Raw genomic sequence first — 14577 nt, 5'->3', positions numbered from 1 at the left:
CTTATAAAACAAATAGTATCAAAAAGTATCCGAAGTATTGAAAGTATCAAAGGTATCAAAAAATTAATACTCGATAAATAATTATATTTGAGGGCTATCATGGAAATTAAAGAAGAATATTCTATGGAAGTAGAGAAAAAAATTCAAGAAAAATGGGAAAATGAAAAATTATATAAGTTTATGGAAGATGAAAAAAGACCTCCTTATATAATAGATACACCCCCACCATACCCAACAGGTAAAATGCACTTAGGACACGGTTTAAACTGGACATATATGGATATTATCGCAAGATTTAAGAGAATGAATGGTTACGACGTTATGTTCCCACAAGGCTGGGACTGTCACGGCTTACCAACCGAAGTAAAGGTTGAAGAAATCCACAATATCACTAAATCCGGTGTAGATAGACAGGAATTTAGAAAAATGTGTATTGACCTCACTGTAGAAAATATCGATAAAATGAGGGAGCAAGTACGTTCATTAGGTATTTCAACAGATTGGGACAGAGAATACATCACAATGACTCCAGAATACGTTAAAAAGTCACAAACTGCTTTTTTAAGAATGCAACAAAAAGGTCTCATATACAGGGGAAAGCACCCTGTAAACTGGTGTCCAAGATGTGAAACCGCAATTGCTTTTGCAGAAGTAGAATATCAGGAAAGAACCTCTAAATTAAACTATGTAAAATTCCCTTACGCAACAAATGATGGAAAATACTTAGAAATAGCTACATCAAGACCTGAATTAATGGCCGCTTGTGTAGGAATTGTTGTCCATCCCGAAGATGAAAGATACAGCGATGTAGTGGGAAAAACTGTAAGAGTTCCATTATTTGACCAAGAAGTAACCGTTTACCCTGATGAAGATGTAGAAAAGGATTTCGGTACCGGTGTTGTAATGGTATGTACTTTCGGGGACAAAACCGACGTTACATGGGTTAACAGACACAATTTAGAAGTTAAAAAAGCAATCGACGAAAAAGGACAATTAACCGAAATTGCTGGAAAATACCAAGGTTTAAAATCCGAAGAAGCAAGAAAAGAAATAATCGACGATTTAAAGGCAAACGATTACATGATAAAACAAGAACCTTTAGAACAAAATGTAGGTTCTTGCTGGAGATGTAAAACCCCTATTGAAATCATCGTTGGGGATCAATGGTTCGTAAACGTTACTAAAATGCTTGAAGAAGCAGAAAAAGCAACAAATGAAATTAAATGGATTCCAGAACACATGAAATCAAGACTTTTAAAATGGATTGAAGACATGGGCTGGGACTGGTGTATCAGCAGACAAAGATTATTTGCAACCCCTATCCCTGTATGGTACTGTAAAGATTGTGGAGAAATCATTTTCGCAAAAGAAGAAGATTTACCAATCGATCCTACAAAAGAATCACCATACACTTGTAAATGTGGAAGTAAAAACTTAAGGGCTGAAACAGATGTTTTAGACACTTGGATGGATTCTTCAATAACCCCTATGGTAATCGCAGGCTGGTTGGAAAATGAAGAATTCTTTAAAAAATACTACCCTGTCCAATTGAGACCACAAGGTCACGATATCATCAGAACTTGGGCATTTTACACAATTGTAAGGTCATTAGCTTTAACCGGTGAAAAGCCATGGGATGAAATCGCTGTAAATGGTATGGTTTTCGGTGAAGATGGCTTTAAGATGAGTAAAAGTAGAGGAAACGTTGTAGCTCCTTCAGAAATCACTGATAAATATGGTGCAGATTCCCTCAGATTATGGGCTTCAAACAGTACGTTAGGTAAAGACGTTCCTTTCGCTTGGAAAGAAGTTGAATACGGAAACAGATTTTTAAGAAAAGTATGGAATGCAAGTAAATTTGCAAAAATGAACATCAGCGATGATATAATTGCTACAATAAAAGCAAAAATGAATGCAGACGAAAAAATAGAAATTACAAATCCTGTAGACCTTTGGATTTTAAGTAAATTAAATAAATTGGTAAAAGAAGTAAGTGAAGACCTCGAAAACTACAAATTCAACGCTGTTGCAGATATTCAAAAATTCTTATGGCACGAATTCTGTGATAACTACATCGAATTAGTGAAACACAGACTTTACAATAAAGAAGAAACCGAAGAAGCAAACAACGAAAGATTCATGGCACAGTACACACTTTATAAGGTTATTACAGAGTGTACAAAAATGTTAGCTCCATTTACGCCACACTTCGCAGACTTAGTTGGTGAAATTTACGAAATCGATGATTTACATTTCACCTGGGCAGTATTGGATGAATCATTTATCAGCGCAGAAAATGAAGAAATGGGAGAAATGGTTAAAAATGCCGTAGCTTCATTAAGAAGATACAAATCAAACAAAGGTATGCCATTAAATGCAGAATTATCTAAAGTTGAAATTTACGCTGAAGAAAAAGAATTCAAAGCGTTAAATGCTACAAAAGAGGATATTTCAGGTTCATTAAAAATCAATGATTTGGTAATAACAATGGGTAAACCATCTTTGGAGCAGAAAATATCCGAAGTAACCCCAAATAAATCAAAAATCGGTCCAGAACATAAGCAAAATGCTGGAAAGGTAATGAACTTTATTAAAAATGCAGATGCTGAAACCATTGAAAAAATATTAAATGAAGGTTTTGAATCTGAATTTGGTATACTTACAAAAGAACATATTAAAGATGTTAAAAGAGCAATGTATGCAAACGGTGAAGAAGTTGAAACCGTAAGTATTGATGGAGCAGTTGATACAATTGCTATAATTCAATAAAAAATATTTTATTTTTTTATATATTTTATTTACTTTATTTTAAGTTATTTCTTTTATTTTATTATTTTATTATCTTATTACTTTATTATTTTTTAGATTATTTTTACAATATTGATTAATATAAATATTTATATATTTAAGTTAATATCCCCAATTTATCATTATTTTTAATTATAAATACGTTAAAATTAGCCTTTTTGTTGTAACTTAATTATTTTAAATTTATATATGAAATGACCTTTTAATGAAACTAATTATCTATGTCGTTCATCATATATACATTTTATGACACTGCGCACTATCCCAAAGGATATAATAGGGAAAAAACAAAATATATATCATGGATTTAGGCGGGGTGAAATTTGATGAGCAAGCTCGTTAAAGATATTTCTACAAAAGACGTCGTTATTGTAACGCCGGAAACCACAGTTTCCAAAGCAATTAGTATGATGGAAACTAATAGATTCCACAATTTACTCGTGGAGAAGGAGGGTGTGATTTACCTGGTAAATATTCATGATTTGTTACTTTCAAATTCTGTAGGTCAACCAATCGGCGATTTAATGTACAAACCACATGGAGTTCTCGAAGACGCGACAGTTATAGACGCATGCTTTGACATAGTAAATAGTGGTCAGAGGGTAGCTCCAGTTTATAATAGTAAGAATAACATTGCAGGAATCATAACTGATTATGATATTATAGAAGCCGTTTCAACTTCAGATATTTTGAAAGACGTCTCAGTAGACGCAATAATGACCAAAAACCCCATAACAATAGATAAAAATGAAAATGTAGGTAAGGCAAGGAATTTAATGTCTAAATACGGTATAGGAAGATTAATAGTATTAGATGAAGATGGCGAACCAGAGGGTATCGTCACAGAAGACGACATAATTAAAAAAATATACAAACCAAAAGTTAAAATGACAATCGGTGATATCAAAGGCGAAAAAATATCAAGGATGTCTCAATCAGTTTCTTCAATAATGAGTTATCCAGTAGTTAGCGCAGAATTGACAGATTCAATACCTGAAGTTGCTAGAATATTAAAAGAAAATGATATTAGAGGAATGCCTGTCTACAAGAATGGTACTTTAAGGGGCGTAATTACAAGATATGACATACTTAAGTATATTTATGACCTTAAAGCAGAATCAATGATTGAAGTAGAAATTAGGGGTGAATTAGAAGAGGAACAACGAGAGCTTGCAGAAAGAATTTTAAGTTCAGAAGTTAACAAGATAGTGAAATATTCCAGACAGTTGCAATGGATGAAAATATCCATTAAGAAAGAACGTGATAAGGGAGGTAGTCCATTTTATAACGTTAAGGTTTATGTAAAAACTCCTCGAAAGTTGTTTGTTGGTGAGTCAAAGCCTAAATTATCCTCAACCAAGAGATATGAATTCGATGGAGAAGATATTGAATTGATTGCAGAAAAACAAAGATGGGATTTTATAGAAGTTTTAAAAGATGCCTTAGAATCTGTTAAAAAGCAAATAGAAATGAACAGACAAAGAGGTAGATCTAAAAATTTAAATCAAAATAAAAAAGAAATTCTTGCAGAACTTGAAGAACTAGAAGATAATATAATCAAATAGATCAAATAACTTACACATTATTCTTAAATTTTTAATCTTTAAATCATTATAAATATGCCAAAATTTATTGAAATATTATATTTGCCTATATTTTGCATTAGCACCGTAAACAAAATAAGAGTTAGATATTTAGGATAAATTCCCCCCATTCCCCTATTACTAAATATCACCACGTATTAGCAATATTGATAATAAATAAAGACAATATACAAAATAATGAAGTAATAATTTATCATAATTCAATTTTATATTTATATTTTATATTTATATTTTATATTTATATTTTATATTTCATATTAGGTTTTATACATTAATGTATTATTTTTTAGGATGCCATGTACACTATAATACTGTATTAAATACAGGTGCAATTTATACTCAAAATTCTATTTTTAATTTTTAAGTTAATTGAAGTACGAGATTATAAACAATATTATAAATAAGCAATATTATAAAAAAAAGTATTTTTATATATTTTAATGATTAATCCTTAGTCTGTTATTCTATATTCTGTTTTGCTGTTACTAAATGATAAATCATCATTATACCATTCTTCCCAGCCTATTAACATATATCCATCAACCATCACTGATTTTCTTATTTTCTCAAGAACTTCTATAGTTTCTTCAGCATTCATCACTTCTATCCATATATCGTCATCTTTTTTAAAATATAACTTTACAAAACGTCTTGTTGCCATATTTTCCCCATCGTTTGCTACATTCGGCTAATAAATATATATTTAATATTTTACCTATTTATACTATCATAATTATATCATCATAAATTAGTTCGTTATATTGTCATACATATGTTGAATTTAAATAGCGTTAATTTATATAATTTACATTCATATAATATATTATGAAGTAATTATGTTTTATCGATTATTATAAAATACAAGATATTTAAATTAATATATTTCAAAAATGATACACTATATTATAAATACATCAATTAAATTATAACATGTATTGTTTAAATTAAGTCCATAACTATAAGTATTTATATCAAAATATTATTTATATAATCAGTTAGTGAAATTGGGAGGCATACTTATGGCGATTAAAATAAGTGATTTATTGAATAAAAAAATCTACACAACTGAAGCTATTTATGTTGGTAAAGTTTTTGATGCAATGATTGACACAGAGAAGTCAACCGTAGGGGGAATAGTTATTGCAGATGTGGCTAACGGATGTTTAAAGGAAACAATAGAAGACCCATCTAAAAAAGTAGTTTTACCATTCCAGTTAATAACCGCTATAGGTAACATCATATTGATTAAACCGCCTATAACATCTAAATTTTAATTATATTTCATAATACTCAATTATATTCCTTATATTGTATTATATCCTATTATTTCATACCATATTTTATATTGTTGGATTTTTAGTATTAACTAAATTTATCTAAATTTATCTAAATTTATCTTCTACTTTTTTTATCTTATATTCCTAGTGTATTTGTTCAAATCCCTTTTGATATTTTATTTTAATATTTTATTTTATATACTATAAGGATATATTATAAAATAATAATTAAAAATACAAATAATGACTAATAATAAATTAAAAATAATAAATTAATCAATAAGCAATTAAAAATATAGTGAGTAAAATGTTAAAAATAGGTATCGTTGGATGCGGAGCAATCGCATCATTGATATGCAAGGCGTTAGAAACCGAGCGAGTTAAAAAAGCCGAAGTTATAAGTTTGTACGATACAAATTATCAAAAATCGTCAGAACTTGCAAGAAAAACTAATTCAGAATCTTACGAGACTTTAGAAGAGTTCTTGAATTCAAACATTGATTTAGTAGTAGAATGTGCTTCTGTAAATGCAGTACACGACGTAGCTACAAAATCACTAAATTCAGATAAGGATGTCATAATAATGAGCGTAGGAGCTTTAGTAGATAAGGAGCTATTTATTAACTTACGTGATTTAGCAGAAAAAAACAATAAAAAAGTTTATGTTCCATCGGGGGCAATTGCAGGCATAGATGCAATAAAAGCAGGCTCTTTGGGACATATTGAAAAGGTTGAGTTAGTTACTACCAAGCCAGTGTTTGGTTTAGTTAACGCATTATTGAAAAACGGGATGACGGAACAAGAAATATCTGAAATTCAAGAAAAAGGGGAACCTAAGGTAGTATTTGAAGGAACTGTATTTGATGCAATTTCAAAATTCCCTCAAAACATAAATGTTTCCGTGGTTTTGTCATTAGCTTCGAAAGTACCTGCAAACGTGAAAATAGTTGCAGACCCTGCTTTATCCACCAATAAACACGAAATATATGTTAAAGGTTCCATTGGTACAATAAAAACTTGTGTTGAGAATAATCCTTGCAAAGATAATCCAAAAACATCAGCTTTAGCAGCTTATTCAGTTATACGATTGATAAAAGATTTATCGGAACCTTTAAGAATTGGAACTTAATTTAAAATTATAAATCCACATATTTTATAGAATAATAATTAAAAATACAAATAAGCTATTATCTGTATTTTATTTTTAATATAATATCTAATATAATATCCAATATTATTTTTAATTTTACTTTTAATTTTAACTACAACATTGATTCGATTTTAATCTTATTTTTAATATTCTTTTTAATCTCGGTCTTAATTTAATTAATTACGTCCCAATATTATCCTTATTGTATAGTCATATATTCTTATAGTATTATATATTCCATAATTTTTCTCATTGTATCTCTTTCTTTATAAATGAAGTACTATCAAATTAAAAATATATAAAAAGTTATAAATTAGGTAAGTGAATATATTATAGTATACTGTATTATATCAATAATAAAATATAGATATCATGGATTGGGGTATAATAAAGTATCTAAATATATGAATGTTAAAAATACAATCAATACTATTGTTTACACATAATTAACAAGTTTAACAAGTTTAACAAATTATAATTAAGCTATAATTTATTGTAATCTTGTTACTAATAATTTAGTTTAGTATTGACATTTGCCTAATAATTTCATACGGGGGGAAAATATGAAATTGTTGATAAAACTATTTATAGAATCAAAAAACATAGGTAAAGCAATAAATGCACTTTCCGAAGGGGGAATCTCAGGATTTTACATTAAAGAATATGCTGGATTGTCACCTTATGATTGGCAAGGCTTTTTACTGTCTGAAGAACCGGAACTCGCGATTAATTTTGTAAAACAATTATCTCAAAATACATTACTTATAAATGCAGTTGTTAATATGGATATTGTACCATCTATCAAGGAAAAAATACACGAAAGACTTGAGGATGAGAAATATACCATGATTATGATGCCTGTTTTGGGTATGACAATAAATAACCCCGAAATGGATTAATCAATGAATATATATTTAATTTTATTATTTTATAGTTTGAATTACCCTATATTATATTTTATACTTTATGTTAAATCGTTAAATTATTAAATTATCGGATTAAGGCTATTGTATTGTTAAATTATAGTATAATAGTATATATTTACATTATATACGCCATTTAGTTTTAAATTTAATTTTCTTTGTTAGATTATTTAAACTCTTAATTGAATATAAATAGCCTGACAGTTTTATTTCTTTTTTAAATAGTAGGTCGCATAATATACATAATTAATTTAATATAGCTTATTACTAACAATTAGATTAATAAACTACTAACACAGATATAATAGTATATATATGCAACTATATGGTTTTAGATTGATATTATATGGGTATATCCAATAATAATCAATAATAATCAATATACTAATCAATAATAAGTTTAAAATTTAATAAATCCACATATGTTTGATAATTTGATGATGAATTACTGTTGATACTATGAAAAAAAATGAAAATAATGAAAATAAAGAAATAGAAAAAGAGCAAGAAGAAAATAACACAAAGGCAGATACAAAAGTCGATACAAAAGCTGACGAAAAAAAAGGTAGACCTAAAATACCTAGATTAATAAGTGAAGAACCAAAATTTGAAACTTTTAAACCACTTGGGACACCCAGATTTGAGTTAGAAACTTTAAAATTAACCGTTGAGGAATTAGAAAGTGTAAGGCTTGTTGATTATATTGGTTATGCTCATGAAGATGCAGCTGCCTCAATGGGGATATCCCGGCGTGTTTTTTGGAATATTTTAAAGTCTGCAAGGCAAAAGATTTCAGATGCTTTAATAAATGGTAAAATGCTCCAAATCGGGGGCGGACATTATAGGTTAAGAAATTGCGGAAATACTTGTGGTGGCGGTAGATGTAGCTATAGAGTACGCCAATGCAATTGGAAGGATAGAAAAGACTTATAAACTAGTTGTTATCATATCTTATGTTTTATGTTTGTTAGATATCGATAATTATAACTAATAATTAATAAGTAAGAACTAATAATTAATTTAATAATTGATAACTAATAAGTGACAATTAATAAATTTTAATTATATGGTATTCTAAATACGTTAAATGAAAAAATTTAAATAACCCTATAGTTTTATAATATGTGCACTTATGGGTAAAATTCATATACTATGTTAAATATTAATTATATATGTTATTTGTTTACCTGCGGGATAATATCACATTTACGATAATTCTTTAGATTATACATTTATATAATTTGTAATTTTATGTTTATATTAATTTTAAGGTGATTTTATGCGTTTAATAGAAGTAAAAAACGTTACTAAGAAATTTGGAGACCATACCGTTTTAAAAGATATTAATTTTACTCTCGATGAGGGGCAAGTTTTAGGTGTTTTAGGGAGGAGTGGTTCCGGAAAATCTGTTTTATTACACATGTTAAGGGGTATGGAAGGTTACGAACCTACATCCGGTAATGTTATCTACCACGTTGCAGTATGTAACAAGTGTGGTAAAGTTGAAGTTCCGTCAAAAGTTGGACAGCCATGCCAATGTAATGAAGAGCAGGTTGGAGAATTCAAGGCAAAAGCAGTCGATTTCTGGGAAAATGACGAAATGACCTACAATTTAAAGAAGAAAATTGCAATTATGTTACAAAGAACTTTCGCACTTTATGGAGAAAGAACCGTTGCAGAAAACATTTTGGAAGCTTTAAGAAACGCAGGCGTAGAAGGAAAAGAAGCAAGTGACAAAGCACTTGGTTTAATTAAAATGGTAAAATTAGAACATAGAATTACTCACATTTCTAGAGATTTAAGTGGTGGGGAAAAGCAAAGGGTAGTTTTAGCAAGACAAATTGCAAAAGATCCGGTTATATTTTTAGCAGATGAACCAACTGGTACGTTAGACCCTAAAACAGCACAGTTGGTACACACTGCATTAGCTGAAACAGTTGTTAAGCATAATATTGCAATGGTTATCACGTCACACTGGCCAGAAGTTATTGAAGAACTCTCACAGTCTACAATATGGCTCGAAAACGGCGAAGTTAAGATGTTTGACGAGAGTAAAAAGGTAGTAGATGAATTTATGAAAACCATAACATCTATGAAAAAATTTGAAGATGTGGAAATAAAAGACGAACTTATTAGTTTGAAGGATGTTGAAAAAAGATACGTTTCAGTTGAAAGGGGTATCGTAAAAGCTGTAAATGGTATAGACATCTCTGTAAATGAGAAAGAGATATTTGGACTCGTAGGTTTAAGTGGTGCAGGTAAAACAACCTTATCAAAAATAATTGCAGGAATTCTCCCACCTTCCAAAGGTAACTATTCCTTTAGACTTGGGGAAGAAGTTGTAGATATGACAAAGGCAGGACCTGCAAACAGAGGAAGAGCAAGAAGATACATTGGAATTTTATTCCAAGAATACAGTTTATACCCTCACAGAACAGTACTTTATAACTTAACTGAGTCAATAGGTCTCGAAATGCCAGCTGAGTTTGCAAAAATGAAAGCAGAGCATACCTTAGTATCAGTAGGTTTCACTGAAGCGGAAGCCGAAAGTATGTTGGATAAATATCCTAAAGAATTGAGTGTAGGGGAAAAACACAGAGTTGCTTTAGCTCAAGTTTTAATTAGAGAACCTCACTTAGTATTATTAGACGAACCAACAGGTACAATGGACCCTATAACAAGAAACATGGTTGCAGAATCAATCCAAAACTCCAGAAAAGAACTTGACCAAACATACATCATAGTTTCACACGATATGGACTTTGTATTAAACGTATGTGACAGAGCAGGTCTCGTAAGGGGCGGTAAATTGGTAAAAATGGGAAAACCTTCTGAAATTGTTGATATATTATCATCTGAAGAAAAGAGCGAAATGTTAAATGAATAATTGAGATTATAAAATAAATCTATTATTCAATTTATTCAATTTATTTAATTATTCTATTTTATTTTTAGTTTTATTCTAATTTCAGTTTAACTTTTTATAATTTTATTTTATAATATTTATTATTCTTATACTCTGTATTTTAATAATTTTAACATAAAAAAAATATATATTTTTAATCTATATCATCTATTTTTTTAACTAAATTCATTACTTTAATGCCCTTATTTGTAATATTATAGTATACTTTATCATTTCTTTTAACACCATCTTCGCATCTTGAAACTAAACCTGCTTCATTTAAGCATTCAAGAGCTCGGTAGGTGGTAGAACTGTTAGAATGAGTTATAACTACGATTTCACTAAAGTATGACTTATCTTCATTCATAAGATACTGCAATATTTCAATAGCTTTACTTTTATTTAATGCTTTAATGATTTTCATAATTTATCCCATTATTCTATTACCTAATTTTTAATTTAGTATTAAGAGTTGGTTTTATATGTTATACAATACTATAAGAAACTAAAAAGTTTCCCTTAAGACAACCATATTGGTTAATGCAATAAGTATTATACATAATGATTGCTATTATTATATAATCTATTTAGTAATATTTATATGGTCTTTATATTTAAATAAGTTACATTAAACTTTAGTAGTTTTTTTACCTATTTTCGGTTATTTAACTTTGAAAGATATTCCAAAAATGGAAAGTAATATATATTAGATGTACTAAATCAAAAATGGGATATTATTCCCATTATTGCCCTATTATTTGTCAAGATGTTATGACGAATAAATTATGTTATGGATAAAATTTAGTCTTATAGCTGAAATATTAATTCATTCTATTCGGATTTATAGAATGAATGTATCTTAAATAAATCGAAGAACGTAAATAATCTTATATTTAGTATTTGGGGTAAATACACTTTACATATATGCCCATATAACGTAAGTATATAATCGTTTAATCAATATTATCAAGTTGATAAGGAATTTACATTATGTCATTAAGTTTCTTTATTAAACTTTTATATAGTTGCAACGTTAGTGTAATCTATTATCCAAACCCAACAGATACGTGCGAATGATGCTGTACCGTATTCATGGTACATTCATTTTCCACTTATTATTTTATTTTTTTAAAATTTAATGCACTATTTTTATTTTAATATATGTGCCCATAAATTATTTGATTTAAATATATCATGTTGTAAAATGAGTATATATTTATCGAATAATAATAAAATAGCTCAAAATTTATCTTATATAAGTGTTAAATATCGTATAAGAATATAAAATTTATATTGGCAATTAATTAATATATATTTTAGGATAAAATAATGATAAATTTTGTATAATAAGGGTAATAATTAATATAATAAGAACGTGACTTAGATATAATAACCAAAAACTATATATAAAATCATGGGATATTAATATTTTGTTTAATAAATTGGGACTTGACTATATAAATAGTATTTTTGGTGATGAATGTGCTTTTTTATAGTTTTTGAGGTTCCAAGTTAGTTAAATGAACCCCTATGTTAAAATAGCTATAGAATATTTGAATTAAATAAACGTGGTGACAATATTACTCAAAAAATAATTGAAAATGTGGATAGAATTTTAGTTCAAAACATTTCAAACTTGATGGCAAGTGAAGTTAGGGCTAAGATATACATATTCCTTAGAAAGTTTGAAAAAAGTACTGTGGAAGAAATTGCTAATGGTACAGGTATATACCCATCAACTGTAAGGGAATCCATTCTCGAAATGTACAATTTAGGGTATGTAAACAGAGAAAAAATGAAAAAAGAAGGTTTGGGTAAAAAGCCATACATTTATTCAGCAGTTGAACCTTCAGCAATTATTCAAAAGATTTCTGAAAAAGTTCAAGAAAGATTAAATGATTTAATTGATATTGATGAAAGAATTGAGGGTAAACCCGCTACAATTAACGGTCCTATTAATATCGAAATCAATATTGCCAGCGATAAGTAATTACCGTTTTATTTAGATAGTTAGCTATCTAATTTGGAATAGAAATTAGTTATCCAATTAATTAATATGAATTATGGCATTCTTATGAATTTACGTGTGGCCTTTGAAGGCATTAAACTCAAAATACAATGCTAAATAAGAATAATAAAATAAAATAATAAAAATAAAATAATAAGTTCTCTCAATACTCATATATTTATAAAATACAGATATATTTTATAAAATTTGAGTATTCTCTTTTTTATATCTAAAATAAAATTTAAAAATTTAAAAATTTAAAATGTATTTTTATGCTAAAAGTTGTTTACCTATTTTAAGTAATATTTCATATTTACCACTACTTTCGGAATTCTCTTCATTTTTAATTTTAATTTTTAAATAGCCTATATTTTCCCAAGGTTCTTTAGGGTAAGCTTTTGAATTCACCTGTTCGTATGAATAACCCAATTTTTTAGCTGCAGATACTAAATCTTTTAATTTAACATTTCTAGTGCAAAATTCTTTATTTAATTTTCTACCTTTTGAACGGCTATTTTGGATATCAAAGTAAGCAGGCCATATCACAAATTCCTTTTGGGTCATCATTTCACCAATTTATAGCATATAGTTTTTTAGAATTTTATATGTTTAATCTTTAATTTTATTTATATTTAATTTTTATAATATTAAAACTGTTATCCTATTTTGATATGAATATTATATTTTCATATTTTCAATTAGTCATCTTATCCATTTTTCTTTAATGAACACGTACATAACTACGATAATCAGAATTAATGAAATTAATAGTACGACCCAGAAACCATTTGGGTCTTCAGAAAATGGCAGATATTTAAAATTCATACCATAAATTCCTGTAATCCAGACGGGAACAGCAAAAAGTGCAGTAACCATTGTCAAAATTTTCATAATCTGGTTCATTTTTATATTTTCAATCGATAAGGTCATATCCATCATTGAAGACAATAATTCTCGGTATGTCGTTTCCATGTCTATCAACTGAATAATATCATAATAAAGATCCTCAAATTCCCATCTATCTTCTTGAGTGGTAATTGGGAGGTATTTACGTTTTAAAAGTGAAATAACATCTTTATTAGATATAAGCGCCTTATGGAAGTATACAAGCATTTTCCTAAGCTGTAATATGTCATCCGTAAGGTTTTTGTTGTGATCTTGAAGAATTCTATCTTCTAAAACATCCAAATCATCTTCAACTTTAACCAACACTTTCGAATAACTACTTATGATCTGGTTCAAAAGGGTGTATACAAAAAACCCGTTTCCTTTGTCCAATACGTTACGTGGCTTTTTATAGCTTATTGCTCTGTGTAATTTACCTATTGCTTTAATTTTATCTTTATGTATCGTTAAAACAATGTTATTTTTTACAAAGATACCAAATGAAGTTGTGGTAATATCTTCTTCGAATAAAGGAGCTTTGAAAACTATTAAGTAGTAATCTTCTTCTTCCTCTACCCTTGGAACTTCTTGTTCATCGAGACCTAATGCCAGTTCATCAGTTTCAATACCTAGTTTTTCAGATATTGCAGACAACTCTTCTTCAGAAGGGTCATAGCAATCTATCCAAATTAATTTAGGGTCTTCACTCAGGATTTCATTAAATTCCATTTTTCGAACATCTTTTTCAACGTAACCAAGAATTTCAAGCATATTATCACAATAGGTCCCTTTTAATTCTATTATGTATCATTATCTATATTTATTAAAGCTATTAGTATTATTAATATTATCAATATTATTATCAATATATTATCAATATATTATCAATATTATTTGCTTTTTTATTTACTTTTCATTTTTTTATATTATATTATTTATTTTTTCATAATATTATAAATTGTTATTCATTAAGTCGTTAAATATCGTATTTAAATTAAAAAATAAATAAAATAATAG

The 14577-nt window shown here is 28.2% G+C and carries 12 protein-coding genes; 8 read left to right on the top strand and 4 right to left on the bottom strand.

What is annotated here, in order from left to right:
• The first annotated feature begins 99 nt into the window (after positions 1-99).
• Positions 100-2769, top strand: coding sequence for a valine--tRNA ligase (locus J2127_RS00130; RefSeq protein WP_209731449.1), 2670 nt, complete (start codon positions 100-102; stop codon positions 2767-2769).
• A 365-nt stretch (positions 2770-3134) separates the two neighbouring features.
• Positions 3135-4373 carry a CBS domain-containing protein gene (locus J2127_RS00125; RefSeq protein WP_209731448.1) on the top strand — a complete coding sequence of 413 codons (1239 nt, stop codon included), beginning with the start codon at positions 3135-3137 and terminating at the stop codon, positions 4371-4373.
• Between the two features lie 490 nt (positions 4374-4863).
• On the opposite strand, the gene J2127_RS00120 is transcribed toward J2127_RS00125, so the two are convergent.
• Positions 4864-5073, bottom strand: a complete 210-nt coding sequence (locus tag J2127_RS00120; protein WP_209731447.1) for a hypothetical protein — start codon at positions 5071-5073, stop codon at positions 4864-4866.
• A gap of 358 nt (positions 5074-5431) precedes the next feature.
• On the opposite strand from J2127_RS00120, the gene J2127_RS00115 reads away from it, so the two are divergent.
• The 5 genes from J2127_RS00115 (at position 5432) to atwA (ending at position 10649) form a co-directional block, all read left to right on the top strand.
• Entirely contained in the window at positions 5432-5686 is a 255-nt protein-coding gene (locus J2127_RS00115) for a PRC-barrel domain-containing protein (RefSeq protein WP_209590522.1), read from the top strand.
• A gap of 310 nt (positions 5687-5996) precedes the next feature.
• Positions 5997-6818 (top strand): aspartate dehydrogenase, encoded by an 822-nt coding sequence (locus J2127_RS00110; RefSeq protein ID WP_209731446.1) that lies wholly within the window; start codon positions 5997-5999, stop codon positions 6816-6818.
• Positions 6819-7402: 584 nt separating this feature from the next.
• Entirely contained in the window at positions 7403-7738 is a 336-nt protein-coding gene (locus J2127_RS00105; protein WP_209731445.1) for an MJ1244 family protein, read from the top strand.
• Positions 7739-8221: 483 nt separating this feature from the next.
• Positions 8222-8695: a DUF134 domain-containing protein gene (locus tag J2127_RS00100; RefSeq protein ID WP_209731444.1), complete on the top strand. Its 474-nt coding sequence runs from the start codon at positions 8222-8224 to the stop codon at positions 8693-8695.
• 346 nt (positions 8696-9041) lie between these two features.
• The gene (gene atwA, locus J2127_RS00095; protein ID WP_209731443.1) at positions 9042-10649 is read left to right on the top strand and encodes a methyl coenzyme M reductase system, component A2; all 1608 of its coding nucleotides are present in this window, start codon (positions 9042-9044) and stop codon (positions 10647-10649) included.
• 172 nt (positions 10650-10821) lie between these two features.
• Here atwA and J2127_RS00090 read toward each other — a convergent pair whose 3' ends face one another.
• Entirely contained in the window at positions 10822-11091 is a 270-nt protein-coding gene (locus J2127_RS00090) for a winged helix-turn-helix domain-containing protein (protein ID WP_209731442.1), read from the bottom strand.
• Positions 11092-12306: 1215 nt separating this feature from the next.
• Between J2127_RS00090 and J2127_RS00085 the strand changes: the two genes are divergently transcribed.
• Positions 12307-12657 carry a winged helix-turn-helix domain-containing protein gene (locus J2127_RS00085; protein WP_209731821.1) on the top strand — a complete coding sequence of 117 codons (351 nt, stop codon included), beginning with the start codon at positions 12307-12309 and terminating at the stop codon, positions 12655-12657.
• A gap of 288 nt (positions 12658-12945) precedes the next feature.
• Here the strand turns inward: J2127_RS00085 and J2127_RS00080 are convergent, their stop codons facing one another.
• Together J2127_RS00080 and corA are read right to left on the bottom strand one after the other, a co-directional pair.
• On the bottom strand, positions 12946-13239 hold the full coding sequence (locus tag J2127_RS00080; RefSeq protein ID WP_209731441.1) for a signal recognition particle subunit SRP19/SEC65 family protein: 294 nt from the start codon (positions 13237-13239) through the stop codon (positions 12946-12948).
• 138 nt (positions 13240-13377) lie between these two features.
• Positions 13378-14331 carry a magnesium/cobalt transporter CorA gene (corA, locus tag J2127_RS00075; protein WP_209731440.1) on the bottom strand — a complete coding sequence of 318 codons (954 nt, stop codon included), beginning with the start codon at positions 14329-14331 and terminating at the stop codon, positions 13378-13380.
• Between the last annotated feature and the right edge of the window lie 246 nt (positions 14332-14577).

Origin of the sequence: Methanococcus voltae, assembly GCF_017875395.1 — an archaeon.
GTDB lineage: Archaea > AGJL01 > Methanococci > Methanococcales > Methanococcaceae > Methanococcus > Methanococcus voltae_C.
This window is presented reverse-complemented; position numbering and strand designations above follow the sequence as displayed.

What these genes read in the sequence shown, in the direction of transcription:
- J2127_RS00130 (WP_209731449.1), top strand. Translation starts at nt 100, where the DNA reads ATGGAAATTAAAGAAGAATATTCTATGGAAGTAGAGAAAAAAATTCAA.
- J2127_RS00125 (WP_209731448.1), top strand. Translation starts at nt 3,135, where the DNA reads ATGAGCAAGCTCGTTAAAGATATTTCTACAAAAGACGTCGTTATTGTA.
- J2127_RS00120 (WP_209731447.1), bottom strand. Translation starts at nt 5,073, where the DNA reads ATGGCAACAAGACGTTTTGTAAAGTTATATTTTAAAAAAGATGACGAT.
- J2127_RS00115 (WP_209590522.1), top strand. Translation starts at nt 5,432, where the DNA reads ATGGCGATTAAAATAAGTGATTTATTGAATAAAAAAATCTACACAACT.
- J2127_RS00110 (WP_209731446.1), top strand. Translation starts at nt 5,997, where the DNA reads ATGTTAAAAATAGGTATCGTTGGATGCGGAGCAATCGCATCATTGATA.
- J2127_RS00105 (WP_209731445.1), top strand. Translation starts at nt 7,403, where the DNA reads ATGAAATTGTTGATAAAACTATTTATAGAATCAAAAAACATAGGTAAA.
- J2127_RS00100 (WP_209731444.1), top strand. Translation starts at nt 8,222, where the DNA reads ATGAAAAAAAATGAAAATAATGAAAATAAAGAAATAGAAAAAGAGCAA.
- atwA (WP_209731443.1), top strand. Translation starts at nt 9,042, where the DNA reads ATGCGTTTAATAGAAGTAAAAAACGTTACTAAGAAATTTGGAGACCAT.
- J2127_RS00090 (WP_209731442.1), bottom strand. Translation starts at nt 11,091, where the DNA reads ATGAAAATCATTAAAGCATTAAATAAAAGTAAAGCTATTGAAATATTG.
- J2127_RS00085 (WP_209731821.1), top strand. Translation starts at nt 12,307, where the DNA reads ATGGCAAGTGAAGTTAGGGCTAAGATATACATATTCCTTAGAAAGTTT.
- J2127_RS00080 (WP_209731441.1), bottom strand. Translation starts at nt 13,239, where the DNA reads ATGACCCAAAAGGAATTTGTGATATGGCCTGCTTACTTTGATATCCAA.
- corA (WP_209731440.1), bottom strand. Translation starts at nt 14,331, where the DNA reads ATGCTTGAAATTCTTGGTTACGTTGAAAAAGATGTTCGAAAAATGGAA.